Here is a 23,925-nt window from a genome sequence, read left to right on the forward strand (position 1 = left end):
CGGAAAGATCAGTGCATGGTTCCGGCGCGAAGAGATGTCTGTGACTCATGTCCGTCACGCCGATTCCGGAGCGTGCTCGCTTCTGCTCAGGCAACTGCTCCAAGCAGTTTGGGAGGCTCCCGGAAGAAAAGTGGTCCCGATGGGGGACACGGAGTACCGCGCCGCTGAGGCGTCACGTACTCACTTGAGGTTAACACTACCGGATCCAACAAACATTCCCCCTCTCGAAGACCGGCAATCGTCGATCACCCGGCGAGCGGCAGCACCGAGGTACCCGCCGCGTCGAGGGCCAGCCGGTTGGCTGCCCACCCCTCGCCCGCGAGGCCGGCGACCTTGTCGGCCGCGTCCTCCTGGACCAGCGCGAGCACCGTGGGGCCCGCGCCGGAGATGACCGCGGGGACGCCGTCCGCCCGCAGTCGGTTCACCAGGGCCACGCTCCCGGGCATCGCGGGAGCACGGTACTCCTGGTGAAGTCGGTCCTCGGTCGCGGCCAGCAGCAGCTCGGGGCGCCTGGTCAGGGCCTCGACGAGCAGTGCGGCGCGGCCGGCGTTGGCCGCGGCGTCCACGTGCGGGACGGTCCGCGGCAGCAGGCCCCGCGCGGTCTCGGTGAGCACCGGCTTGCCCGGTACGAAGACCACCGGAACGATGGAATCGGCGGGATCCAGCCGGATCGCGCGCGCCGATCCGGTATCGGTCCAGGCCAGGGTGAAGCCGCCGAGCAGACAGGCGGCGACGTTGTCCGGATGGCCCTCGATCTCGGTGGCCAGTTCCAGCAGTGCCGCGTCGTCCAGCTTCTGTTCGGCGCCTATGGTCACCGCGCGGGCGGCCATGATGCCGGCACAGATCGCGGCGGAGGAGGAGCCCATGCCGCGGCCGTGCGGGATGCGGTTGGCGCACACGATCTCCAGGCCGCGCGGCTGCCCGCCGAGCAGGTCGAAGGCGGCGCGCAGGGACCGTACGAGCAGGTGGCTCTCGTCGCGCGGCAGGGTCTCGGCGCCCTCGCCCGCGATGTCGACGTGCAGGCCGGAATCGGCCACCCGCACCACGACGTCGTCGTACAGGCCCAGGGACAGCCCGAAGGCGTCGAAGCCGGGACCGAGATTGGCGCTGGTCGCGGGGGTGCGCACCCGGACGGCGGCGGCGCGGAACGCTGGACCGGCCATCGCTCGATGACTCTCCTTGATGTGATGCTGCGGCACTGCCCCGGAGCGCCGCGGCACCAGGGTGCCCGGCCGGCTCATGGGGACCGTTCTGACCTGCCCTGCACACCACTGCGACATGCCGTGGGGAGGGGAGTTGGCTGCCAGCCTATCGAAGGAAGGTTCTGTGGCGACATAGGGCGCACAGGAGGCGCACGATGCGTGTCGCGCGCTGCCCGCGGCTCTCGGCCGCCTTTGCAGCCTTTGCAGGGTTTGCTCCATCCGAGGTTACGGGGTTCCTGCGGTCCCGGTAACCCCTATTTCGGGGGATGTCGCGCGCCGGTGCGGGCGGTGCGCCCGGCCGTTCCGCACGGCCGGGCGCACCTCCCTTCCGGAAGGCGGGTTACGCCAGGCCGAGGCGCTCGGCCGCGGCGTCCGCGTCGACCGGGACGGTGACCGGCTGCGGGGCGCCCGCGACGGCCCAGTCCGGGTCCTTCAGGCCGTTGCCGGTGACCGTGCAGACGATGCGCTGGCCCGGGTCGACCTTGCCCTCGTCGGCCGCCTTGAGCAGTCCGGCCACCGAGGCGGCCGAGGCGGGCTCCACGAAGACGCCCTCCTGGGAGGCCAGCAGCCGGTAGGCGGCCAGGATCTGACGGTCCGTCACCTCGTCGATGGCGCCGCCGGACTCGTCCCGGGCACGCTCCGCGAACTGCCAGGAGGCGGGGTTGCCGATACGGATGGCCGTCGCGATCGTGTGCGGATCCTTGACAACTTCGCCACGTACGATCGGCGCGCTGCCGGACGCCTGGAAGCCCCACATGCGCGGGGTGCGCGAGGCGAGGCCGTCGGCCGCGTACTCCTGGTACCCCTTCCAGTACGCGGTGATGTTGCCCGCGTTGCCGACCGGCAGCACATGGATGTCCGGCGCGTCGTCCAGCATGTCGACGATCTCGAAGGCGGCGGTCTTCTGCCCCTCGATCCGTACCGGGTTGACGGAGTTCACAAGTGCGACGGGGTACTTCTCGGAGAGGCCGCGGGCCAGCGTCAGACAGTCGTCGAAATTCCCGTCGACCTGGAGGATCTTCGCGCCGTGCACCAGCGCCTGGCCCATCTTGCCCAGCGCGATCTTGCCCTGCGGGACGAGGACGGCGCAGACCATCCCGGCCCGTACGGCGTAGGCGGCGGCCGAGGCCGAGGTGTTGCCGGTGGAGGCGCAGATGACCGCCTTGGCGCCCTCCTCCTTGGCCCGGGTGATGGCCATCGTCATCCCCCGGTCCTTGAAGGAGCCGGTGGGGTTGGCGCCCTCTACCTTGAGATGCACCTCACAGCCCGTGCGCTCGGAGAGCACCTGGGCGGGCACCAGCGGCGTACCGCCCTCGCGCAGCGTGACGACCTCGGTCGACGCGCCGACCGGCAGCCGGTCGCGGTACTCCTCGATGATTCCGCGCCACTGACGGCTCGCGGTGGAAATGGCAGACATGGGTTCCTTTACTCCCCTTCGACCCGCATGATGCTGGCGACGCCCCGGACCGTGTCCAGGTCGCGCAGCGCGCCGACGGTCGACGACAGGGCGGCGTCGGCCGCCCGGTGCGTGACGACGACGAGGGACGCCTCTCCCCCGTTCTCGGCTTCACCGGAGCGGGCGGCACCCCCGTCCTTGCTCTGCTGGCGGACCGTGTCGATGGACACACCGTGTTCGGCGAAGACCATGGCGACCTGGGCGAGGACACCGGGCTTGTCGGCCACGTCCAGGCTGATGTGGTAGCGGGTGACGACGTCACCCATGGGGCCGACCGGCAGCTGTGTGTAGGCCGACTCGCCGGGGCCGGTGGTTCCGGCCAGCTTGTTGCGGCAGACCGCCACCAGGTCGCCGAGGACCGCGGAGGCGGTCGGCGAGCCGCCGGCGCCGGGGCCGTAGAACATCAGCTGGCCGGCGGCCTCGGACTCGACGAAGACCGCGTTGTACGCCTCGCGCACGGAGGCCAGCGGGTGCGTCAGCGGAATCATCGCGGGGTGCACGCGCGCGGTGACCGAAGCGCCGTCGGCCGCCCGCTCGCAGATCGCGAGCAGCTTGACCGTGCAGCCCATGCGCTTGGCGGAGGCGATGTCGGAGGCGGTGACCTCGGTCAGCCCCTCGCGGTGCACGTCGTCGATGGTCACCCGGGTGTGGAAGGCGATTCCGGCCAGGATCGCGGCCTTGGCGGCGGCGTCGAAGCCCTCCACGTCCGCGGTCGGGTCGGCCTCCGCGTACCCCAGGGCCGTCGCCTCGTCCAGCGCCTCGGAGTAGCCCGCCCCGGTGCTGTCCATCTTGTCCAGGATGAAGTTCGTCGTGCCGTTGACGATGCCGAGCACCCGGTTGACCTTGTCACCGGCCAGCGACTCGCGCAGCGGCCGGACCAGCGGGATCGCGCCGGCCACGGCGGCCTCGTAGTACAGGTCGGCGCCGTTGGCCTCGGCGGCGGCGTGCAGCGCGGCACCGTCCGCCGCCACGAGCGCCTTGTTGGCCGAAACGACGCTCGCGCCGTGCTCGAACGCGGTGGTGATCAGCGTACGGGCGGGCTCGATGCCGCCGATGACCTCGACGACCACGTCGACGTCATCGCGTTTGACCAGCTCCGTGGCGTCGGTGGTGATCAGCTCGGCGGGCACCCCCGCGCGCACCCGGTCCGGGCGGCGTACGGCGATTCCGGCCAGCTCGACCGGCGCGCCGATGCGGGCCGTGAGGTCGTCGGCGTGCGTCGTCATGATGCGCGCCACCTCTGAGCCGACCACTCCACAGCCCAGCAGCGCCACCTTCAGCGGACGCGTACGCATCATTCGACCTCTTTCGCTTTCCTTCTCGGTCTGCACCAGTCTCACGCACCGGACCGGGAATTCCGGCCCCGGTCCGGATGCCGAGACATCTGTTCCACCATTGTCGGTCACCCGGCGGGTTCCCCTGTCACCGGCCGCCCGCGCGGGGCCGGCCCGGTCCTCCGGCCCTGCGGTCCCGCTGAGCCCTGCGGTGCTGCGCCCGTCGTCACCCGACGTCGAGACGCAGCAGGTCCTCCTCCGTCTCGCGCCGGACGATGACCCGGCCCGCTCCCGCGCGCACCGCGACCACCGGCGGGCGCAGCGCGTGGTTGTAGTTGCTCGCCATCGACCGGCAGTACGCGCCGGTCGCGGGCACGGCGAGCAGGTCACCGGGGGCCACGTCGGCGGGCAGGAACGCGTCCCGCACGACGATGTCGCCGCTCTCGCAGTGCTTGCCGACCACCCGCGAGAGCATCGGCGGGGCGTCCGAGGCCCGCGAGACCAGCGCCACGCTGTACTCGGCGTCGTACAGCGCCGTACGGATGTTGTCCGACATACCGCCGTCGACGGAGACGTACGTACGCAGGCCGTCCAGCTCCTTGACCGTGCCGACCTCGTAAAGGGTAAAGGCGGTCGGCCCGACGATGGCGCGGCCCGGCTCCACGGACAGGCGCGGCACGGCCAGCCCCGCCGCCGCGCACTCCCGGGTCACGATGTCGCCCAGCGCCTTGGCGATCTCGTGCGGCTCGCGCGGGTCGTCGTCGGAGGTGTACGCGATGCCGAGCCCGCCGCCGAGGTCGATCTCCGGCAGCTCGACGCCGTGCTCGTCACGTACCTCGGTGAGCAGCTGCACCACGCGCCGCGCGGACACCTCGAAGCCCGCCATGTCGAAGATCTGCGAACCGATGTGCGAGTGGATTCCGGTCAGCTCCAGGCCGTCCAGCTTCAGCACCCGCCGCACGGCCTCGGCGGCCTGCCCGCCGGCCAGCGCGATGCCGAACTTCTGGTCCTCGTGCGCGGTGGCGATGAACTCGTGCGTATGGGCCTCCACGCCCACCGTCACCCGGATCTGCACCCGCTGCCGCTTGCCCAGCCGGTCCGCGATGTGCGCCACCCGCACGATCTCCTGGAAGGAGTCCAGGACGATCCGCCCGACGCCCGCCTCGACGGCCCGGGTGATCTCCTCGGTGCTCTTGTTGTTGCCGTGCAGCGCGATCCGCTCGGCCGGCATCCCCGCCGCGAGCGCGGTGGCCAGCTCGCCCCCGCTGCACACGTCCAGGTTCAGGCCCTCCTCCGCCAGCCAGCGCACGACCGCCCGCGACAGGAAGGCCTTGCCCGCGTAGAAGACGTCCGCCTCCTCGCCGAACGCCTCCTTCCAGGCCCGGCACCGGCTCCGGAAGTCGTCCTCGTCCAGGAAGTACGCGGGCGTCCCGAACTCTTCGGCGAGCGCGGACACATCGATCCCGCCGACGGTGACCACCCCGTCGGCGTTGCGCTCGACCGTACGGGCCCACACCCGCGGGTCGAGGCTGTTCAGATCGGCGGGCGGCGCGGCGTAGTGCCCCTCGGGCAGCACGTCACCGTGACGGGGGCCTGCGGGGTGGGCGGAGCGGCTCATGGCGTGGAGGTTCCCCTCGGGTACGGGTACGGCGTCGCCGTGCACAGGGCGCCGCCGGATGGATCACAGACGTTCGGGCGTGGAGATGCCGAGCAGGTGCAGGCCGTTGGCGAGCACCGTTCCGGCGGCTTCGGCGAGTGCCAGCCGGGCGCGGTGCACGGCCGAGGGTTTCTCCTCCCCGACCGGCAGCGGCGGACACACGTCATGACATCGCAGCCAGGCGTCGGCGGTCACTTCCAGATGCCGGGCGACCCGGTCGGGCGCCCGGTGCCGCGCGGCGGCCTCGACCACACCGGGATACTCGGCGACCGCGGCCCAGACCTCCCGGACCGCACGCCCGTCCCCCATGTCCCCCGGTTCCGCCGCGAACCCCAGGTCCCGGGCATTGCGCGTCATCGCACACGTACGCGCATACGCGTACTGCACCCGGAACCGCCCGTTGCTCTCCCGCTGCACGGGCCGCTCGGGCAGCCGCACGGCATCCTGCTGAGCCACCCGGAGCAGAACCCAGCGGGCCTCGTCGGGGCCCAGGCGGGCGGTCAGGGTGCGCCAGTCTTGATGGGGGGAGTGGGGGTGGGATTCCACCGGGTGGGGGGCGACCTCCTCGGTACGGCCCCGGGCCACCGCCGAGTGCGGAGAGCTCCCCTCTCCCCTCGGCTCGGCCTTTGCCGTGATTCCCCCCGCGGGCAGAATCCGCTCCAACGCCTCCGCCACGACCGCAGCCCGCACCCCGGCCGCAGCCCGCAGCCCCACCGGCCCGCAGCCCCGCCCCGGTTCCTGCCCGTCGCCGCGCCCGGCGGTGTTTCCGTACTCCCGCCCCTGCGCCAGCACACTCCATACGAGCCCGGCGCGGGCGGCGCCCGTCAACGTCACATTCAGGAAACCGGCCCCGGCGATCTCCACACCGGCGATCCCGGACACACCCGCCAACCGCTCACGCAGCATCGCGGCCACCTCACGCGAAGGGCGGCCGGCCTCCTTGGCGACCTGCAACGCGACACTGCACGCCAGATCGGCCGCTCCGCCGCCCCCGCCTCGCGCGGGCACCCGCACGACAACCCGCTCCGGAACGGTCACGGAGAGTTCTCCGTCCTCCACAGCGCCGCGCACGGAGCGCAGGACGGCGCGGGAGAGCTCAGCGGGGGTCACGCCCCCAGCGTATGGGAGGAACGGTCCCTCACCGCCACCAGGTTTCACCCATCGGACACCCCGGCGGCCGCTCACCCTCCGCCACGGCCCGGCCCCTCACCCCGCAGGACGGACGACGGACTCCGCATCCCCTTCGGCGTCGGCATCGGCGTCCGCATCGGCCAGCCCCTCGCCGCCCGGCTCCCCGCCACGGCTCATCAGCCGCCGCACCATACGCACAAGATCCATGGGCTCGAACGGCTTCGCCAGGAACGCGTCCACCCCCAGCGCCTGACCGCTCTCCACCTCCACGTGGGTGCAGGCGGAGACGACGGCGAGAGGAATCCCCCGCGTCCGCGGATCGGCCCGGAGCCGGGCCGCCGTCTGCAGCCCGTCGAGCCGGGGCATCACCACATCGAGCGTCACCACGTCCGGCGCGACCCGATGCACGATGTCCAGGCACTCGGCACCATCGGCCGCGGTCACGACCTCGAAGCCCTCAAGCTCGAGGTTGACCCTGATCAACTGCCGGATGACCTTGTTGTCGTCGACCACAAGGACCCGGCCGGACAAGCCAGGCACACCTTGAGACTAGGCGCGCGCCTCCGGCTGCGTCCGGGTTTTCCCCACTTCCGCCCCGTGCGAGGGACCTTTCCCCGACCCCCCTGCCCCCCACCCCCACATGCGCTACACCCCCCTCCTCCAACCCGTTCATGAACACCCCGTCAGAGCTGGTAGTGTTCTACCCGTCGCCGCGAGAGCAGCCGACACGCCCCCGTAGCTCAGGGGATAGAGCAACGGCCTCCGGAGCCGTGTGCGCAGGTTCGAATCCTGCCGGGGGCACCGCAGTTCAGGTGCCTAGAAGGCCCCTTGATCAGGCGTTACGTCAGGTCAAGGGGCCTGCAGCTATCTGCAGCCAAGTGCCAGCGAATGCACCCGTAGGACAACCCTTGCGGGACATACGCGGGATCGGACATTGACCGACCATTGGGACTAGTCGGCACAACAGAAGCACCCCGAGGTGTTCACCTCGGGGTGCTTAGTGTGATGATCGTCACGCGTATTCGAGCAACAACTTCTCGATCCGCTGGTTCGCGACGAGGTGCCTGCCGTGGAGGCACTTGGCGTAGCGGGCGAGCAAAACCTCGACCGTGTTTCCTGCCCGCTCCGCAACTTCGGTCGGGTCCACACCGGCGTTGAGCCATGTTGAGAGCGCCGAATGGCGGAGGTCGTACGGGCAGTCGGCCAGAGGACTGTTCACGAGGTCCGGTGGGAGCGCGAACTCCCTGGCCTCGCCCCACACGCGTGAGTAGGTCGAAGATCCGACCAGTCCGCCACGCTCATTGAAGAACAGCCGACCGTCGTCTGCAGTACCGAAGGTGTCGATACTGTCCCGCCACATGGCCACCAGGACGGGAGGCAGTGGAGTAGGCCGGACCTCCCCCTGAGCCCGATTCTTCAGCCCGCGGTCGTCGTGCACCTCACCGCTCTTCGTCCACTTCTTCCCCGCCGTGGGCCGCGTTCGGTGCAGGTTCGCCAGCCCCCACCCCTCCGCCGGCAGGTGGCAATCCTGAATGGCGACGCCAACCGCTTCCGCCGGCCGCATCCCCGCGTAGTACATGCCGCCGAACATTCCGACGAGGCGACGCCCTCGGGCCCGGTTATAGCCGCCCACATACGAGACAGCTCCCAGCAGATTGGACGCCTGCTGCGGATTCGCGACCACGCGAGGGTCGACGGGAATGACTCTGGGTGGCCTCTTAACGGAAACGGCGTGAACGGGGTTCTCCTCGAACTCTCCCAGTTCGGTCGCGTAATTGAGCGCGTTAACGAGCACCTTACGCTTCCGCTTGAACGTTTCGCTGCCCGCAGCCTCCCCGTTGAGTTTGAGCTTGAGAGCCTCAAGCACTCCCCGCATCACGGCGGGCTTATTCAGATCGGCGAGCGGTGGCGAATGCTTCACCAGCCAGTCGATCACAGACCTGGCCTCGGGCGGGATGCTGCGCTCGTCCGGGCCGGGCAGCACGAATGCCCAGTCGCGCAGCGCCCTCTGCATGGCCGCATCCGACGGCCGACCGGCATGCATTGGGGCGAGCGCCTTGGTGACCCCGCTCAGCGCCTCATTGATCTCATCGCGGTAATTTGGCGCAGAGTGCGGCCACTTCATGCGCAGGTACTTCAACGCGAAGGCATACCAGGTAAGAAGAGGCCCCTGTTCCTCCATTGAAGGAGGAAGACCAGAGACGGTATCGAACTGCTCCCCGTTGTCCTGCGCCATGAGGAGCTGAGCACGCAGCTTGTCAGCGAGTCCTTTAGTACGGCGCGACCGCGAGATCTCGCGCCCCGCTACCGTCCAACGGACCTCGTAGGTATCCCTTCCTTGCCGGGACTTCGGCCTGACGCCCCATATTCGAACGTCGGTCGTCTTCAAGCTGCCGCTTCCTCTCTCTCCTCCAGCCAACGCGTAAGAGCACTTCGCCATACGCGCAGCTCGCCATTCGGGAGCTTGAGAACAGTGGGACCGGTTCCCAGCTCCCGCCATCGGTAGAAGGTCCGGCGAGAAACACCATTCAGTTCCGCCAGCACTTCCGGCACCGTCATAAGCCTGTCATTCTTGTCTGCCCTCTGCACGAGTTACGCACCAGAAGGCATGGCACACGCACACCAGCCGCTAAGGTGCGGATCAGTCACGAACACACCCGTCCGGCGCGCGCGACTAATTCGGGCTTTGTGTGGCATATGCGGGTTCCTTGCAGAGTGACTGTCGCCGCACGACGGAGCCGTCTGGCGCTTACCGTTCACGCCATGTGCGGGCTAGGTATACGTGTCCGGGCCTCACTGAAGGAGACGCCGCACACAGACCTATCCGCACCGAAGCCACCGCCAAGTGTCGGCGCGAACAGCATCAATACTCCGCACGATCGCCGGTTTGGCTAACCGGCGATCGTCGGCTATGTTGCGTTCCTCCCGTTCCGGAACGCATCCTCTTTCTCTGTCAGTCAGTACGCGTTCGAGCACCCGAGCGGGCTGAGACAGTCACCCGAACAAACCGGAGAGCGCGGGTCGACAGAACAGACTCCTCACATGTCGCCCGGCGAGCTGCTGGCAAGCCCTGTATCTCCGGGGGTGTTGTACGTTCGCTTAGCGCCGGGAGAAGTTCCAGTCCTTTGCGGTTCTTCCTCGTCTGCCGTGAGCGAAGGCCGGATGACGGCTCACTCGATGCGGCCGGGAAGCGAGAATGTAGGACGCCGGAGCCCCAACTGTCGCGTTGTCGTCAGCCGTCACCCCATCGTGGGGGCGGACCACCACAGCGACGTCGCACGACCACCGTCGAAGACGAGGTGTGGCTGCGGCAGCATGTCGCCCGGGCGGCATCGTGGCAGGAGGTGGGCGGCTGTGTGAGGGCGCCCACCCCGTGCTCACCGATGAGGGCGGCGCGATCCTCGGCGAGCGGACCGGCCGCTGGGCCTACCTGACGCCGACCGCGTCGGCCACGGTGATGCTGCTGCTCGCCTCGACCAGCCAGGAGGAGGCCGCCGGCCAGTACGCCGAGCGGTACGGCACCGGCGTGCAGCAGGCCGCCGCCGACGTCCGTACGGTCGCCGATACGCTGGCCGCGCGGGGCCTTGCCCACACCGGCCAGGAACCGGTCCGGACGCACCGCCGCTGGTGGGGGTGGCGGCCGTGACCAGTGTGGAGGCGTACTCCACCGTCCGCACCGGCACCCTGCCCGAGCGCCTGGCCGCCACAGCCGGGCTCACACTCGCCCTGGTTCTGCTGCGGCTGCCGTTCCGGTACACCGCCCGCGCCCGGCACCGCGGACGCCTGCCCGGGCTCGCCGCGCTGCCCACTGCGGCGGGTCGCCCCCCGCCCCGTTCGTCCTGTCCATCCGTCCTCCCGTGTGGGGCTTCAGTGCCACTGCCGACGGTAGCGAAGCCGCGCCGACCCACACACCGCACACGGAAGCTGGCCAGCGATGCAGCTCCAAGGCGGGCGGGGCGCCGGCATACGGCTCCGAAAAGCGATCGGTCCTCGTGTCCGGGCCGCACCCTTGTCCCGTTCAGCGCGCGGTGGTGACCGCGTCTTCCAGGCGCTCGCGCAGGGCGCTGATGTCGCTGCTGCTCGCGTGTGGCTCGGTTTCCTCGTGGAGTTCGCTGAGCCGGTCGGCGATACGGGTACTGTGCAGGCCCTCGGCGATGGTGAGGGCGGTGGCGGCCTCCTGGCAGGCTCCGGCCAGTTCTCCGACGGCCAGGTGGGTACGAGCGAGGCCGATGTGGTCGAACGCTCGGCTGCGTACGCGGCCGGCGGGCCGCAGCCGCAGGGCGTTTGTCAGCAGGGTCAGAGACTGCTCGGCGCGGTGGGTGCGCTGGTGACCGGAGGTCTGCTTGGCGGCGATCTGGTGGGCGATGCCGAGGGTGGCCGACAGTTCCGCCTCGTCGAAGAAGGCGGTGTGCGGCGGCTCGTCACCGGGGCGGATGCGGGTGAAGGCGTCCTCGGCCTCCTGGGCCGCCCGCTGGCTCTCCTCCAGATCGCCGCACATGGCGCTGAAGCGGGAGTGCAGCGCAGCGAGGACCGCGCGGGTGCCGGGGCTGGCGTGCCGGCGTGCTCCGTACTGGGCCAGGGCGATGAGTTCGAGGGCGTCCTCGACGTGCCCCAGGTGGGACATCTGGCGGGCCATGCACTGGAGGATGTGCGCGCCGAGCTGCCGGTCTCCGCCTTCGCTGGCGGCGTGCACTGCGGTGACGAAGAGCCGCTGTGCGCTGACGTGTGCTCCGGCGTCGAAGGACATCCATCCGGCGACACTGCCCAGGTCGGCGACGGCCCGGAAGAGGCGGCGCCCGGTGGCTTCGGTGTAGGAGGCGGTGGCGAGCAGGTCGTTGATCTCGCTCATCTGTGCCACGACGGCCCGGCGGGAGAGCACCCCGCCGTGCCGGTTGTCCGCGTCCCGGAAGGCGGCGGTCAGCGCCTCGATCGATGCGATCTGCGCGGTGCCCAGCGTGCCGGTGCGCGGCGCATTCGGCAGGGCGGCGGGTTTCGCGGACGGCCAGCGCCGAAGCGGCTCCAGGAGGGCGTCGGCGGCCTGGATCTGTGTGGCGTCGTGGCTGGTGCGGGTGTGCGGCAGCATCAGGTCACTCCGGGTCAGGTGAGCGATGGCGGCGATGGTGGCGGTGTGCTGCCACGGCAGGTCGGTGCCGAGGCCGGTCGGCGGTAGCGGTCCCGGCAGCCCCACGTCCGCCGGGGTGAGCGGCAGGGCCAGACGGGCACCGAGCACCTGGGCGATGAGCTGCGGCACGGGCTGGCGCGGGCACTCCCCGCCGCGCCAGCGCCGTACCCGGCTCTCGTCCGGATTGATGTCCCGGTGCCCTGTGGCTCGCGCCCCCGCGGTCACCGCCTGTGCGAGCTGGGCGTTGGTGAGCTGGGCCCGTTCCATGAAGTGGCTCAAGAGTGTGTTGGGCAAGTTCCCGGCCATCCTCGGGCCCTTCCGTGGGGTTACCGCCGAACCTTCCGAGCGTAAGGGGTGCGGCCCCCAGCAGGAACAACGCCGGTTCATTCGCCGGTCCTTCGCCGATTCTCTCGCCGGGGCGGCGCCGCGGCATCAGCCTGCGTTCGCCGCGCTTCACCGGCTTCGCCCGGCCAGGTGGCTGTGGTGCCGTGGTGATGATGCCCCGGAGCCGCGGCCCCGGAGCCTGGCGTACGGATCACAGCGAGAGGCCCCCCATGGAACTTCCGTTCATCGTGGTCGATCAGCTCACCCCGCAGCAGGAACGCGACTGGCACGCCTACTTCGGCACCCCCGGCGCCGACCGGCCCCGCGACATCGAAGAAGGCATCTGGCGGCGCACCCAGGAGTCGGCCACAGCCCCGCAATCCGGCTGGCAGCCCGGCGACGCACGGCGCCGCATGGTGCACTACCGCTACCGCTACGGCCTCGCCACCACCACCGGCGCCCCGGCCCTGGCACTGCGGCAGCTGTACCTGTACCACCACGCCGCCGCCCCGGCCGAGGAGATCGGCGCGCACTGGGAGGCGGTCCGTGCCGCCCTGCGCGAAGGCGGCTGGAAGCCTGAAGGCGGCGCGTGGGTGCGCGGCGATCTGCACGTCACCCCGACCCTGCACTCTGCCCCGCACCCCGAAGACCTGCGCGCCGGCCGCACCCTGCCGCACGGATACGCCTGTCTGGACGTACAGGTCACCTCGTCCGGGTACGTGCCGCCCCCGGCGACCCGCCGTCGTCCCTGGGACGTCCTGGCCAGCGGCGTCCGCCGGAAAGCGGCCCCCGGCACCTTCCGGCGCATCCCGGACCTCGCCCCGCTCGCCGACTACCTGCCCTTCCAGGTGGAAATCGGCTGCGGCACCAGCTGGGAGGCCGGCATCCCCGCGCTGCACCGGCTGCACGAGGTCTACCGGGTCACCACCCGCGAGGACGACGCCCCCGGCACCCGGGACTTCGTGCTGCGCCCCCAGAATGACCCGCTGCTGCGCGAAATCCTCACCGCGCCGGAAGAGAAGGTCGAGGAATGCGTGGAGCTGTACCGCGCGTGCTTCCTGGCCCGCCCCACTCCGGCGCTGTACGCGCTCAAGGAGCTGCACGACGCGGGGCTGATGGCGGGCCCGGTGATCACGAACAATTTCGATGTGCTGCCCGCCCGCGTCGGACTGCGCGAGTGCTTCATGCGCCGCTACGACCAGACCGTCCCCGACGTGGAGTTCGTGGACGGCGCCAAGGCGCTGCTGGTGGTCGGCCTGCACGCCGACCGGCGCCAGGTCGCCGCCCGCGCCCGCGAGCGGGGTATGCAGGTGGTCCACTGCGATCCCGAGGGCTTCTGGCACGACGGGGTCTTCCACCCCTACCCCCTGGAGGGTCCGCAGGACGGCGACCTGGTGTGCACCGCACCGGCAGGTGAGGCACTGCCCGACCTCGCCCAGCACCTGCTGGAGAAGATCGCGGCCTGAGGTCACGTCAACGGCGCGACCTGCGGAATGTCCGCCCGGCCGGTCAACGGCGCTAGCGTGCGAGCCCGTTGACCGGCCCGGCCCCGCACCGGGGCCGGACGGACTTTCGAAGGAGCACCCCGAATGCGCGTATCCGTCATCGGCTGCGGCCACCTGGGCATCCCGCACGCCGCAGGCATGGCAGAGATCGGCCACGAGGTGATCGGCGTGGACACCGACCAGGCAAAGATCGACACCCTCAACCGCGGCGAAAGCCCCATCTACGAGGCGGAGCTGCCCGAACTGCTCACGCGGCACACCGCCAGCGGACGGCTGCGCTTCACCACCAGCCTCGCCGAGGCCGCTCAGGCCGCCGACGTGCACTTCCTCGCCGTCGGCACGCCCATCGACGCGGACGGCCGCGGCTACGACATGGGCCAGGTCTTCGGCGCCGCCCGTGCTCTCGCCCCGCACCTGACCCGGCCCACGGTCATCATCGGCAAGTCGACCGTCACCCCCGGCACCACCGCCAAGCTCGCCGGCCTGCTGGCCCGGCACGCGCCCGCCGGCCGCGACGTCGAGGTGGTGTGGAACCCGGAGTTCCTGCGCGAGGGCCACGCGGTCGCCGACACCCTGCGCCCCGACCGGATCGTCGCCGGTGTCCCCTCCCACCGCGCCGAGGACGTCATCCGCGAACTCTACGCACCCATCGACGCGCCGCTGGTGGTGTGCGACCCGCCCACCGCCGAAATGATCAAAGGGGCGGCCAACACCTTCCTCGGCCTGAAGATCTCCTTCATCAACGCCGTGGCCGACATGTGCGCCGCCTCCGGCGCGGACGTGGCCACCGTCGCCGCCACCATCGGCATGGACCCGCGCATCGGGGTCGGCGGTATGAGCCCCGGCATCGGCTACGGCGGCGGCTGCCTGCCCAAGGATATCCGCGCCTTCACCGCCGCGGCCCGCCAGCTCGGCGCCGATGATGCCGCCGGCCTGCTGCGCGCCGCCGAGATCATCAACGAGCACCGCCCCGCCGCAGCCCTCGACCTGATCGCCCAGGCCCTCGACGGGCGTCTGGCCGGCCGTGACGTCACCGTCTGGGGTGCCGCCTTCAAGCCCGGCACCAACGACGTCCGAGAATCCCCCGCCCTGGCCGTCGCCCGGCTGCTCCAGGACCGCGGCGCCCGCATCACCGTGCACGACCCGCATGCCGTCCCCACCGCCCTGGCCCGCCACCCTGAGCTGGAGTACACCAACGATCTCGCCGCCTCCGTCAAGGGCGCCGACGCCGTCGTCCTGGCGACCGAGTGGCCCCACTACCGCGACGCCGACCCGGCCGCACTGCGCGACCTGCCCGCCGAACCCTTGATCGTCGACCTGCGCACCGCCCTCGACCCCCACCGCTGGACGGCCGCCGGCTGGTGCGTACACCAGCTCGGCCGCCCCGCGGTGCGCACACCCCACTAGATCGCCGGGCACCGGACGGCCGCCCGCCTTCCCGAAGGAGTCTCATGACCACGCACAAGCTCCTGGACGTCCTCGACCTCGACACCATCGAACGTCTCGCGGCCGTGTGCCGGCAGGCAGGCAGCGACCTGCCCGACGGGGAGCTGAAGGCCCTCCAGGTCGGCAAGGTCGGCGAAGAAGGCGGCGAGGCCATGCACCAGCTGCACGGCCTCAAAGGGCTCACCACCTGCGACTGCAAGCAGCACTCCTGGGACGGCGTGATGAACGACCTCGGCGGCGCCGTTCTCGCCTCGCTCATCGCCATGGTCTACATCGAACCCGACAGCTGGCGCACCACCCTGACAGAGGTCCTGCACCGCCGCACCCGGCGCGGCCGAGAACACACCGCCACCGCATAACACCGCGACACCTGGGGCGTGGCAGCCGCATTGCCGGGCGCCCGCGCCCCAGGCGCCTACCGTGGACCCACCGGCGAGCCAAGGAGTGCCCATGGGTGTGGCGGCAGCGATCCGCAACAGCGACGGCGCCTACCTGCTGCACCTGCGCGACGACATCCCCGGCATCTGCTGGCCCGGCCACTGGAGCTTCCTCGGCGGCCAGATGGAGGCCGACGAGACCCCTCACGAGGCCATCACGCGCGAGCTTCAGGAAGAAGCCGGCCTCAACCTCCCCGACCTGCATTCTCTGGCCACGGTGCAACAGGGCAACGGCCGACCCGACATCGAGGTCTTCACCGCCTCCTGGAACGGAGACGCCACCCGCATCGAGGTGACCGAGGGCATCATGCTCGCCTGGTTCCACCCCCGGATACTGCCGCGTCTGCGCGTCCCACCCTGGTGCGTCGAAGCCATCCACCTCCACCACGCCACCCCACAGCAGACAAACCCACCCGTTCCTCCATGAACCAGGCAGACGGCGGTCCGACCGGCGTTGCCTCCGTGGTCGTCGCCCAGGACGCAGCAGGCCGCGTCGCCCTGCTCGGCGCCCGCCGCAGGGGCGGCGAGGCCCCGAGGCTGGCGCCCACCACCGCTTCGAGACGGACCCCGAGGTGCCCGCATGCGAGGTGGCGCTCTACCGGAGTGCCACCTCCACCCTCGAACGCCTGGGCGTACAGGTCCTCACCATCGACACCAACGTCCTCACCCCCAGGAGGCAGCCGCCCGGATCGCCAGCGCCCTAGCCCCGCCAGCCGCTAGCGTCGAGACGACCACAACGGCCCCGACGAGCACGGTGACCCCATGCCCACAGCAACCCCCGTCATCGACACCCACGTGATCCTGCGCGACGGCGACAAGATCCTCCTGTCCCAACGCGGCAGCCCCTACGGCTACGGCCGCTGGCACCTGCCCTCGGGCAAGCTCGACACCGGCGAATCCCTCCCCGTCGGCGCAGCCCGCGAGGCGCACGAGGGAACCGGCATCACCGTCGACCCGGCCCACCTGCGGCACGTCCACACCGTCCACCACCAGCAGAGTCCCGGCGACGAGCGCATCGGCTTCTTCTTCCTGGCAACCCGATGGGAGGGCGAACCCACCAACCGCGAACCCGACAAGTGCCTCGACCTGCGCTTCTTCGACGTACACGACCTGCCCGAAGACATCATCGAATACCCCGCCGCCGGCCTGTACGGCTACCTGACGAACCCCACTCCACTCACCCTGCACGGCTGGCCGCAGCACTGAACCACACAGACGACGGGCCGACTCGCGATGCCTGCGTAGTAGCCGTCCAGAACCCGGCAGGCTGCGCCCCTGCTGAGCGCCAACTCCCCCGGCACGGCGCTGGATACCTCTTCCTGTCCTCCGGGCACCGCGGGGACGCGGCGAGCCCCGAGGCGTGCGCCCGCCGAGAGCTACAGGCAGAAGCCGCAGCCGGCCTGCACCTGATTGTCACCCCTTTCTTCGACGAGCTGGCCTTCGGAAGTTGGCGAGCCTGACCGTCGGTCGGGCACGATCCGTCCATGAGGATTCTCGTTATGGGCGGCACGTGGTTTCTGGGCCGGGCAGTTGTCGAGGAGGCGTTGCGGCGCGGTTGGGAAGTGAGCACATTCAACCGCGGGCGTTCGGGGCAGGACGTGCCGGGCGTACGGCCGGTACGCGGGGATCGCACCGCGGCAGAGGACTTGGCCGAGCTGGCCTCGCACGGCCCTTGGGACGCGGTGGTGGACACGTCGTCGGCGGCACTGCCTCCCAAAGACGTGCTGACCGGGGCGCGGGCACTGAAGGCGGCGGCGGAGCGGTACGTGTACGTGTCGACCGTCAATGCCTACCGGGGCTGGCCCGGTGATCCGCTGACTGAGGCGTCGGAGCTGCTGGACGGACCGCCCGACGCAGATGCAGATTACGGCCGCTTGCCGGAGGACTGGACCGGCCCTGACTGGTACTACGGGCGGCAGAAAGCGGGGGCCGAGCGCGCGGTGCTGGAGGCGTTCGGCGAGAAGTGTTCGGTGCTGCTGCGGCCCGGCGTCATCCTGGGGCCAGGAGAGTATGTGGGGCGCCTGCCGTGGTGGCTGCGCCGGGCCGAGCGGGGCGGCCGTGTCCTTGCGCCCGGCCTGCCAGGCAAGTCGATCCAGCCGGTGGACGTGCGGGATGTCGCCGTATTCGCCCTGGATCAAGCCGCGGCGCCGGTGGGCGGGGCGTACAACGTCGTCGCCCCGATCGGCCGGGAGACGATGGGCGGCTTCCTCAACGCGTGTCTGGAGGTGACGGGCCACCGGGGCGAGCTGTCGTGGGTGCCGGATGCCTTCCTCGTCAAGGCCGGTGTCGAGCAGTGGACGGAGCTGCCGCTTTGGCGTACGCACGCGGGGGTGTGGAACATCGCCTCCGACGGGGCGCAGGCGGCCGGTCTGGTGTGCCGGCCGCTGGCTGAGACGGTCGAGGCGACGTGGCGGTGGCTGCGTGACGGCGGTCTGCCGGTGGCCCACCCGCGGGCGGACGAGCACGGTATCGCGGCGCGGAAGGAAGAGCGTCTTCTTGAGGAGTTCGCCGAGCGCGTCGCGTCAGGGTTCGAGGGCGAGAGGCTCTGATCCGCGGAAGTTGCGGGAGACGGAGCTGGCGGAGAATTCCTCGATGCGCTCGCCGAGTTCGGTGGCCTTGGCGGCAGTGCGGAACACCGGGCGGGTGAGCTGGGCGCGGGCTGCGGCCAGGCGTTCCAGAACGCCTGCGCCGCGCCAGTCGCGGGGCACATCGAAGACCGGGGCCAGAGCGTCACAGGCGCCGTCGAGTTCTTGGCGCAGGAGGCGGGCGCGGGCCAGGTCGGTGGCGGCCTGTGAGGAGATGAGCAGCGGTCGGGAGCCGGCGTCACGCTGATCGAGGAGGTGCAGGGCCTGGGTGGCGGCTTCTTCGGCTCCGGTGGCGTCGCCGATGAGCAGGTAGGTGGTGGCGTTGCTCATGGCCAGGCGTTCGGAGCTGAAGCCGAATTCTCCGCCGATGTCGTCGTGCAGGTCGTCGCGGTTGCTGTGGGGGATGTCGAGGGAGTCGCGTATGGCCTGGACGGCTTGTTCGTGATCGCCGAGGTGGGCGTGGGTGCGGGCTTCGATGACGGCGAGGCGGGAGCAAGCGGTGGCGCCCAGCCCTCCGAAGCCTTGGGCAGTACGTACCAGGGTGAGGGCGGCGGCGGGGCGTCCACTCCAGTAGGCGAGGAAGGCGAGGGCTCCGTGGGCGTACGCCTGGAGCGGCCCGTGTTCGATGACCTGTCCGTAGAGGATCGCTGTCCGGGAGTGCTGGACGGCCGGCTGCAGGGCGCCGAGGTCGAAGCAGACAGCGGAGAGCATGGCCGCGGCCTGGCCGGCGGTGAGGTAGAGGTGTTCACGCTGGCGGGGGACCTGGGTGCGGTCGAGCTTTTCCTGGGTGTCGAGGAGGAGTTCCTTGGCCGTGCGGTATACCTCGGGCGGAGAGGTGCTGTTGTAGGTGCGGGCGATATCGAGGATGGTGTCGCGCAGCCGGTCGAGGGTTATGTCGGGCACCGTGAGGGAGGCGGCGTCCTCCGCGTGGGCGGCAGCGTCGCGAGCAGTCATGGTCAGTTCGCTTTCGTCGATCGCGGGTAAAGCCCGCGTGGTGTCGTCCGGGGCGGGCTGGAATAAGGCGTGTGCCGGGCACCCGTACATGTGCTCCAAGATCCACGGAGCGGGTTGCTGCGGCAGCGTTTGGACCTTTCCCGACGTCCAGCGTCGGAAGGTGATTTCCGAGACGGTCGCCGTAGCGATGCTGCGGTCGCCTCGCGTGTCGGCGACCTTCCGTGCGGCCTTTTGGTAGTCCTGCACGAAGGTCCCGTAGGTCTGGTGGGCCTCATCCACCAGACGCTTGAGCAAAGTCGGGGCGGGTTGAGGGGCCACGCAAGCTCCTTTCAACGTCGACGGGCTCTGAGGTGCAGGCCCGCCGCCTCCGTCACTTTTCCCTACTGCGGCGTACGCGCAACCGTTTTGCGCGTGGTGATACCCGAGTGACACGCCCGTGTCACTACGGCCCGCTGGCGATCGGCGAAGTGACACCTCCGCGAGATGGCGGTGTCGCCTCCCTGGCGAGATTCTGTCTACCCGCTCTCCGATCTTCAGCGGCGGGCGGCTGGCGTGCACCGACCACCGACCTGTGCCTGCGAGCGCTCGGCCTGACCCACTTCGCCGTGCCCGCGGGCCTCGTCCTACTCGTGATCCGTAAGCACCTGACCTTGGAGACCACCGATGGCACCCCCTTCGTCCGCACTCGCGCCGGTCTCTCCGCTGCCGTTCGCCCCGGAGCAGCAGGGCCGTTACTTCCTCGGTGCCGGCAACCCGGCGCGCCTGGCTCCGGATCATCCCGCCGACATGGTGCTCGGTACGTCACACCTGGTCGACACCGTGCTGAGCGAGCAAAACCCGCTGCCGGAGGGCGAACAGGTCACGTACCTGACCGCGCGGCTGCACGAGTACCTGCCGCATCTCGCTCAGGTACTGGCCGACGCGCCTACTCCGGGCGCGGGCCCGGCAACACACCAACGGCTGCGAGCCATCGACCGGGCCCGCGCTCAGGCAGGTGCCGAGATCGTCGCCGATCCGCTCGGGGTTCGCATCCAACTGGTACGCCTGGCCCAGGTTGGTCAGGAGGTACTGTCCCTTCTGCTCGGCGACGGTGACGTGGACGGCGCACCCGCCGGGTTTTCCTCGCGCCTGGTCCACGAGAGCGTGAAAGTCACACGTGAGTGGCGCATTCCTGGGACCTACCCCCACCCGGAATCGCTCGTCATGGTCACCGCCGCCCTGACGGACTCGATCCGCGGCATGTGTTCCTGCATCACAGGGCTGCTGTCTCATCCGGAACGCGATGGAGCCGCACACACCGGTGTCCGAGGGGCGGCCGTGGCCGCCATCGAAGCCACTCGCGCGGACCCCGGGTGCGGGCTGGTCAGCGCCACTGCCCATGCGGTCTGCCTCGCATCTTGTGCGCAGCCGCTCCTGGAGTACATCGAACGTACGCACCAGGACAGCAGGTGACCCAGGTGATTTCCGCGAGAGCACTCAAGAAGTTCCGGCATCTGCCTTGTACCAGCCTGCAAACCGGGCGGCGCCGTCGTTGGGAACACGTGGAGCGGATCTACCGGCGTCTGGACCACCTGCCAGTGGTGCGCCGCGCTACCCGCCACGAGACCCTGCTGAAGGCCGAGTTCACCATCCAGACGCGGATGCCTGACGTGCCTCCTTCCCACAAGGACAGCAAGCAGGTCAGCGCCATGAGGCACCGAACCCGCGAGGCGCTCGTCGGCCGCGGCCTGCCCTACATCGCAGACGATGCTGAGCTGGTCGTCTCGGAATTGGTCACCAACGCGGTGATGCACAGCGGGGGGCGCAAGATCACAGTGGCCCTCACCCTCCGTGATGGCTGTCTGCGGATCACCGTGGGCGACGGCACCCCGGGGAACACGGCACTTCCAACGCCGCCTGAGGACGCCGACGAACACGGCCGCGGCCTCTTCCTCGTCCAATCCATCGCCGCCGGACAAAAGGGCGCGTGGGGCATCAGCGGCAACGGCGCCACCACCTGGTGCGACTTGGCGGTGGGCTGATGATGAGGCTCATATCGAGGCGTCGAGGCCCGTGGCCGCGAGCCCTGCGAACGAACCGCGCAGCGCCTCGCCCTCGGCTGGGCCGAGCCCGCCGCCCGCTTCCTGGGGCACTGCGGAGCGCACGGCGCCGGATGGGGCGAAACGGGCCCCCGCGGGTGATGGTCGTACCGGTGACACAGGCTCTGGACTACACCTATTTCCGGGACAGGCTGGCCGACCCGGCGCTTCTGCGCCGCAGCCTGGCCTTGCACGTCCACACGGGTGCGACGCTGGCAGTCCCAGTCGGCGGTGCCCGCCGCGGCGGCTACACCTCCTCCTGCTGCCTGCGCTGCGGCCTGCTGATCCGCGATGTCCTCAAGGGCCGTCCGGGCTTCCCCAACGCACGGCTGAACTGGTCCCTGTATCCGAACACCCGCCACGTCGTGCGGTGGGGTGCCGATCCGCCGCCCCAAGAGGACGACACCATGCACGGCCGCCACTACGGCTACAGCGAGGCCGCCATCGCCGCCTATGTGGCCGGGCCGCCGGATGAACCCGGCGCCGGCGACATCGCCGGATCGCTCTGTGCCAGCCGCGGCAGTACGCCGGCGGGGGAAGACGCGTTGGGGACGGCACAGCCTCGTCTCGGGGCCGGTCGTCAGAACGCGACGCCGTAGCGCTCGGCGTGTCGATTCCGGCGCGCCCTTTCGACCGGTCCCTCGTCGAAGTGTGCTCCCTCTCCCCCGACGGCGAGCGGATCCTTCGCGAGCAGGATGGTTTCTGCAGCCCGAGCGGCCGTCCGAGCCCCCCAGAGGACGTGATGACAACGACTGCCACACGGCGGCGTCGCGCCCCCCATCGTGACGCCGAACTAATGAAGGAGCAGTTCACCATCCAGCAGCGGCTTCCCCACGAGAAGCCCTCCACTGAGGACAGCGCGCAGGTCAGCGCCATGAGGCGCCGGGCCCGCGAATGCCTGATCGGTCGCGGTCTGAGGCACCTCGCAGACGAAGCCGAGTTGGTCGTTTCCGAACTGGTCACCAACGCCGTCGTGCACAGCGGAGGCTGCGAGATCACAGTGATCCTCGCCCTTCGCGGTGGCTTCTTGCGGATTGTCGTGCGCGACGGAGTCCCGGGATACAAGCCGGTTCCCGCTTCGTCCGGTGACGCCGACGAGCACGGCCTCGGCCTGGCCCTCGTGCAGTCGATCGCCCACGGGCGAGGCGGCTCGTGGGGCACCAGCGATGTCGGCGCCGCGACCTGGTGCGAACTGGCGGGCGCCGATGCCTGTTCTAGATCCGCACCCCACCTCCCCCTTCTATCCAGGAAGCCGACCACATGACCACGGACATCCCCGCGCCGCCCGGTGTGGCGAGCCCGGCACACATGCTCGCGCGCCAGACCGTCGTCAGGGCACTGGAGGCTGCCGGCGCCACGGTGGAGCCCCACGTCACCGGGGCACCTGCCCTGGAGGTAACGGCGCATCTGAGGTACTCGGCGCTGCCCTTCGCCAGCGTGAATCTGGTGGCTCTCCGCAAGGAGCAGGCCGCCGAGATTCTGCGTCAGGCGCTGCTGCGGCGCGGCGTCGTCGCGCACATCATCGCCCTGGACGGCCCGGACGGTGCCTGGCGCACCGCGGTCCGTCCGAGCAGCGTGGAGGACGCCGATCGCCTGGCCGCCGTCGTCGTGGAGCAACTGCCGCCGGTGTACGCCGCCGCGCACCGTCTGCGCACCGCACTTCGCGCCGCCGGCCTGCAGCAGCCCAGTGTGACGGTCGACGGCTTGCAGGTCTTGCGCGGCGATCAGTGGGTCGAGGTCCCGGCCGGACGGGTGGTGCTGGGCCGTATCCAGACAGACCCGGCCCGTCGGCTGCTGGCACACCTGGAAAGGGGGTCCAAAGCCGCTTCGGGGGACGAAGACCAGCTCGACCTGCCGCAGCGCTTCTTGCGGGTCGCGGACTTCGCGACGGGGGTTCGGCTCAGCGTGACGCTGGACGCGCCGTGCGGGCACTGCGGCCAGGCGACCGGGCTGGATCTCGGCGATCTGGAACCTGCTCAGGCTCTGCGGCTCGCTGATGCTGTGGCCGCGCACCTGCCCCGATGAGCGGGCCCCACGGCCTGCCAGCGATAAACCGCCTTTCTCACACCACTCACCTTGCCCGCGGCCCGGCTGGCCGGCCCGCGGCCCCCTGTACCGGAGAGACCTTCATGTCAGCCTCAGCCACGACTCGGCCCTGGTTCGTCCGCTTCGACGAGCGGGTCGCGGCAGCGCACCGCAAGCCGGAGTTACCCCCCGCCACGGTCCAGCTCGGCCTCGGTATAGGGCTGCAGGCGCTTGAGGATCTGCTCGCCGGCCATCACCGTGTCGGGCCCGTACTGTGCTGCGTCACCCACCAGCAGGTGCTGGTGCCCGTTTTGGCGCAGACCGCGGACCGGTGGCACGCGCCGCAGTCGGTATGCAGCCGGCTGATGCGCTGCGCGAATGCTGCCGCCGGATCCCGCTGCCACCGGCTGTGGCTGTCCCCCGACCGGGACAGCGGCCCCACCACCGACAGCGGAGCCTTGCACCACGCCTACCTCTCCCGGCGCCAGCGTCCTGCCGGGCGGGCCCGGGTGCCGTGGGGCTCGCCCCGGCCGCTGGAGACCCCGGCGGCGGGTGGCTCCTATGCCTGCTGACGCCCACCGTGTGCCGAGGATGCGGCTTCATGAGCGCGGTGCCGACCGTCTGCGGCGCGCACGGCCCGCCGGCCGGCCGCCGGGGCGGAAGGGGAGGCCCCGGGCCCTGCGGCCGCCCCTGTTGTCGCCGGTCCGGGGCGGGTTCGCCCCGGTGGCC

General features: G+C 70.5%; 24 protein-coding genes and 1 tRNA gene. 15 read left to right on the plus strand and 10 right to left on the minus strand.

Going from position 1 to position 23,925, the window contains the following annotated elements; translation table 11 throughout:
* Positions 1-245: 245 nt before the first annotated feature.
* From thrB to A6A06_RS01070, 6 genes are all read right to left on the minus strand, one after another.
* Positions 246-1,163, minus strand: a complete 918-nt coding sequence (gene thrB, locus A6A06_RS01045) for a homoserine kinase (RefSeq protein WP_073757841.1) — start codon at positions 1,161-1,163, stop codon at positions 246-248.
* Between the two features lie 379 nt (positions 1,164-1,542).
* Positions 1,543-2,619: a threonine synthase gene (gene thrC / locus A6A06_RS01050; protein ID WP_073757844.1), complete on the minus strand. Its 1,077-nt coding sequence runs from the start codon at positions 2,617-2,619 to the stop codon at positions 1,543-1,545.
* An 8-nt stretch (positions 2,620-2,627) separates the two neighbouring features.
* A complete protein-coding gene (locus A6A06_RS01055) occupies positions 2,628-3,956 on the minus strand; it encodes a homoserine dehydrogenase (RefSeq protein WP_073757846.1) in 1,329 nt (442 codons plus the stop codon).
* 202 nt (positions 3,957-4,158) lie between these two features.
* Complete coding sequence (lysA, locus tag A6A06_RS01060; protein WP_073759601.1) at positions 4,159-5,550, minus strand: diaminopimelate decarboxylase; 1,392 nt, start codon at positions 5,548-5,550, stop codon at positions 4,159-4,161.
* Positions 5,551-5,613: 63 nt separating this feature from the next.
* Complete coding sequence (gene nrtL, locus A6A06_RS01065) at positions 5,614-6,699, minus strand: ArgS-related anticodon-binding protein NrtL (protein WP_073757848.1); 1,086 nt, start codon at positions 6,697-6,699, stop codon at positions 5,614-5,616.
* A 96-nt stretch (positions 6,700-6,795) separates the two neighbouring features.
* Complete coding sequence (locus tag A6A06_RS01070; RefSeq protein ID WP_242440510.1) at positions 6,796-7,260, minus strand: response regulator; 465 nt, start codon at positions 7,258-7,260, stop codon at positions 6,796-6,798.
* A gap of 189 nt (positions 7,261-7,449) precedes the next feature.
* On the opposite strand from A6A06_RS01070, the gene A6A06_RS01075 reads away from it, so the two are divergent.
* Positions 7,450-7,521 (plus strand) — tRNA-Arg (locus tag A6A06_RS01075).
* 211 nt (positions 7,522-7,732) lie between these two features.
* On the opposite strand, the gene A6A06_RS01080 is transcribed toward A6A06_RS01075, so the two are convergent.
* The gene (locus tag A6A06_RS01080) at positions 7,733-9,109 is read right to left on the minus strand and encodes a tyrosine-type recombinase/integrase (protein ID WP_073757852.1); all 1,377 of its coding nucleotides are present in this window, start codon (positions 9,107-9,109) and stop codon (positions 7,733-7,735) included.
* Positions 9,106-9,279 (minus strand): helix-turn-helix transcriptional regulator, encoded by a 174-nt coding sequence (locus tag A6A06_RS01085; RefSeq protein ID WP_073757854.1) that lies wholly within the window; start codon positions 9,277-9,279, stop codon positions 9,106-9,108. Before A6A06_RS01085 ends, A6A06_RS01080 begins: the two co-directional genes overlap by 4 nt.
* 814 nt (positions 9,280-10,093) lie before the next feature.
* Between A6A06_RS01085 and A6A06_RS01090 the strand changes: the two genes are divergently transcribed.
* Entirely contained in the window at positions 10,094-10,366 is a 273-nt protein-coding gene (locus A6A06_RS01090; protein WP_073757856.1) for a PqqD family protein, read from the plus strand.
* Positions 10,367-10,738: 372 nt separating this feature from the next.
* On the opposite strand, the gene A6A06_RS01095 is transcribed toward A6A06_RS01090, so the two are convergent.
* A complete protein-coding gene (locus tag A6A06_RS01095; RefSeq protein ID WP_242440511.1) occupies positions 10,739-12,136 on the minus strand; it encodes a transcriptional regulator in 1,398 nt (465 codons plus the stop codon).
* Positions 12,137-12,396: 260 nt separating this feature from the next.
* Here A6A06_RS01095 and A6A06_RS01100 point away from each other — a divergent pair, with 260 nt between their 5' ends.
* From A6A06_RS01100 to A6A06_RS01125, 7 genes are all read left to right on the plus strand, one after another.
* A complete protein-coding gene (locus A6A06_RS01100; RefSeq protein ID WP_073757860.1) occupies positions 12,397-13,632 on the plus strand; it encodes a hypothetical protein in 1,236 nt (411 codons plus the stop codon).
* A gap of 123 nt (positions 13,633-13,755) precedes the next feature.
* Positions 13,756-15,078, plus strand: coding sequence for a UDP-glucose dehydrogenase family protein (locus A6A06_RS01105; protein WP_073757862.1), 1,323 nt, complete (start codon positions 13,756-13,758; stop codon positions 15,076-15,078).
* Positions 15,079-15,122: 44 nt separating this feature from the next.
* Entirely contained in the window at positions 15,123-15,476 is a 354-nt protein-coding gene (locus A6A06_RS01110) for a hypothetical protein (RefSeq protein ID WP_242440512.1), read from the plus strand.
* 91 nt (positions 15,477-15,567) lie between these two features.
* Entirely contained in the window at positions 15,568-15,981 is a 414-nt protein-coding gene (locus tag A6A06_RS01115) for an NUDIX domain-containing protein (RefSeq protein WP_073757864.1), read from the plus strand.
* Between the two features lie 145 nt (positions 15,982-16,126).
* Positions 16,127-16,258 (plus strand): hypothetical protein, encoded by a 132-nt coding sequence (locus A6A06_RS43435; RefSeq protein WP_274535864.1) that lies wholly within the window; start codon positions 16,127-16,129, stop codon positions 16,256-16,258.
* A 58-nt stretch (positions 16,259-16,316) separates the two neighbouring features.
* Positions 16,317-16,760: an NUDIX hydrolase gene (locus tag A6A06_RS01120; RefSeq protein ID WP_073757866.1), complete on the plus strand. Its 444-nt coding sequence runs from the start codon at positions 16,317-16,319 to the stop codon at positions 16,758-16,760.
* Positions 16,761-17,038: 278 nt separating this feature from the next.
* Positions 17,039-18,103 (plus strand): NAD-dependent epimerase/dehydratase family protein, encoded by a 1,065-nt coding sequence (locus A6A06_RS01125; protein ID WP_073757868.1) that lies wholly within the window; start codon positions 17,039-17,041, stop codon positions 18,101-18,103.
* Here A6A06_RS01125 and A6A06_RS01130 read toward each other — a convergent pair.
* Positions 18,077-19,093: a hypothetical protein gene (locus A6A06_RS01130; RefSeq protein ID WP_242440513.1), complete on the minus strand. Its 1,017-nt coding sequence runs from the start codon at positions 19,091-19,093 to the stop codon at positions 18,077-18,079. The genes A6A06_RS01125 and A6A06_RS01130 overlap by 27 nt on opposite strands.
* Positions 19,094-19,756: 663 nt before the next feature.
* Between A6A06_RS01130 and A6A06_RS01135 the strand changes: the two genes are divergently transcribed.
* From A6A06_RS01135 to A6A06_RS01160, 6 genes are all read left to right on the plus strand, one after another.
* Entirely contained in the window at positions 19,757-20,545 is a 789-nt protein-coding gene (locus tag A6A06_RS01135; protein WP_073757872.1) for a DUF6415 family natural product biosynthesis protein, read from the plus strand.
* Entirely contained in the window at positions 20,542-21,114 is a 573-nt protein-coding gene (locus tag A6A06_RS42485; RefSeq protein WP_242440514.1) for an ATP-binding protein, read from the plus strand. The genes A6A06_RS01135 and A6A06_RS42485 overlap by 4 nt, the downstream gene beginning before the upstream one ends.
* Positions 21,115-21,284: 170 nt before the next feature.
* Positions 21,285-21,770: a DUF6302 family protein gene (locus A6A06_RS01145; protein ID WP_199930620.1), complete on the plus strand. Its 486-nt coding sequence runs from the start codon at positions 21,285-21,287 to the stop codon at positions 21,768-21,770.
* A gap of 197 nt (positions 21,771-21,967) precedes the next feature.
* Positions 21,968-22,435 carry an ATP-binding protein gene (locus A6A06_RS01150; protein WP_242440515.1) on the plus strand — a complete coding sequence of 156 codons (468 nt, stop codon included), beginning with the start codon at positions 21,968-21,970 and terminating at the stop codon, positions 22,433-22,435.
* On the plus strand, positions 22,432-23,196 hold the full coding sequence (locus A6A06_RS01155; protein ID WP_073757876.1) for a hypothetical protein: 765 nt from the start codon (positions 22,432-22,434) through the stop codon (positions 23,194-23,196). Before A6A06_RS01150 ends, A6A06_RS01155 begins: the two co-directional genes overlap by 4 nt.
* Before the next feature lie 104 nt (positions 23,197-23,300).
* On the plus strand, positions 23,301-23,768 hold the full coding sequence (locus A6A06_RS01160) for a hypothetical protein (RefSeq protein WP_073757878.1): 468 nt from the start codon (positions 23,301-23,303) through the stop codon (positions 23,766-23,768).
* Positions 23,769-23,925 lie beyond the last annotated feature (157 nt).

The sequence above is a fragment of the Streptomyces sp. CB02923 genome, assembly GCF_001905005.1.
In the GTDB taxonomy this organism is placed as follows: domain Bacteria; phylum Actinomycetota; class Actinomycetes; order Streptomycetales; family Streptomycetaceae; genus Streptomyces.

Bases quoted from the DNA above. Each gene is read 5' to 3' on its own strand.
- A6A06_RS01105 (WP_073757862.1), top strand. From the start codon at position 13,756: ATGCGCGTATCCGTCATCGGCTGCGGCCACCTGGGCATCCCGCACGCC.
- lysA (WP_073759601.1), bottom strand. From the start codon at position 5,550: ATGAGCCGCTCCGCCCACCCCGCAGGCCCCCGTCACGGTGACGTGCTG.
- A6A06_RS01100 (WP_073757860.1), top strand. From the start codon at position 12,397: ATGGAACTTCCGTTCATCGTGGTCGATCAGCTCACCCCGCAGCAGGAA.
- A6A06_RS01115 (WP_073757864.1), top strand. From the start codon at position 15,568: ATGGGTGTGGCGGCAGCGATCCGCAACAGCGACGGCGCCTACCTGCTG.
- A6A06_RS01155 (WP_073757876.1), top strand. From the start codon at position 22,432: ATGACCACGGACATCCCCGCGCCGCCCGGTGTGGCGAGCCCGGCACAC.
- A6A06_RS01130 (WP_242440513.1), bottom strand. From the start codon at position 19,093: ATGACTGCTCGCGACGCTGCCGCCCACGCGGAGGACGCCGCCTCCCTC.
- A6A06_RS01085 (WP_073757854.1), bottom strand. From the start codon at position 9,279: ATGACGGTGCCGGAAGTGCTGGCGGAACTGAATGGTGTTTCTCGCCGG.
- A6A06_RS01110 (WP_242440512.1), top strand. From the start codon at position 15,123: ATGACCACGCACAAGCTCCTGGACGTCCTCGACCTCGACACCATCGAA.
- thrC (WP_073757844.1), bottom strand. From the start codon at position 2,619: ATGTCTGCCATTTCCACCGCGAGCCGTCAGTGGCGCGGAATCATCGAG.
- thrB (WP_073757841.1), bottom strand. From the start codon at position 1,163: ATGGCCGGTCCAGCGTTCCGCGCCGCCGCCGTCCGGGTGCGCACCCCC.
- A6A06_RS01150 (WP_242440515.1), top strand. From the start codon at position 21,968: ATGAAGGAGCAGTTCACCATCCAGCAGCGGCTTCCCCACGAGAAGCCC.
- A6A06_RS01135 (WP_073757872.1), top strand. From the start codon at position 19,757: ATGGCACCCCCTTCGTCCGCACTCGCGCCGGTCTCTCCGCTGCCGTTC.
- A6A06_RS01160 (WP_073757878.1), top strand. From the start codon at position 23,301: ATGTCAGCCTCAGCCACGACTCGGCCCTGGTTCGTCCGCTTCGACGAG.
- A6A06_RS01125 (WP_073757868.1), top strand. From the start codon at position 17,039: ATGAGGATTCTCGTTATGGGCGGCACGTGGTTTCTGGGCCGGGCAGTT.
- A6A06_RS01055 (WP_073757846.1), bottom strand. From the start codon at position 3,956: ATGATGCGTACGCGTCCGCTGAAGGTGGCGCTGCTGGGCTGTGGAGTG.
- A6A06_RS01120 (WP_073757866.1), top strand. From the start codon at position 16,317: ATGCCCACAGCAACCCCCGTCATCGACACCCACGTGATCCTGCGCGAC.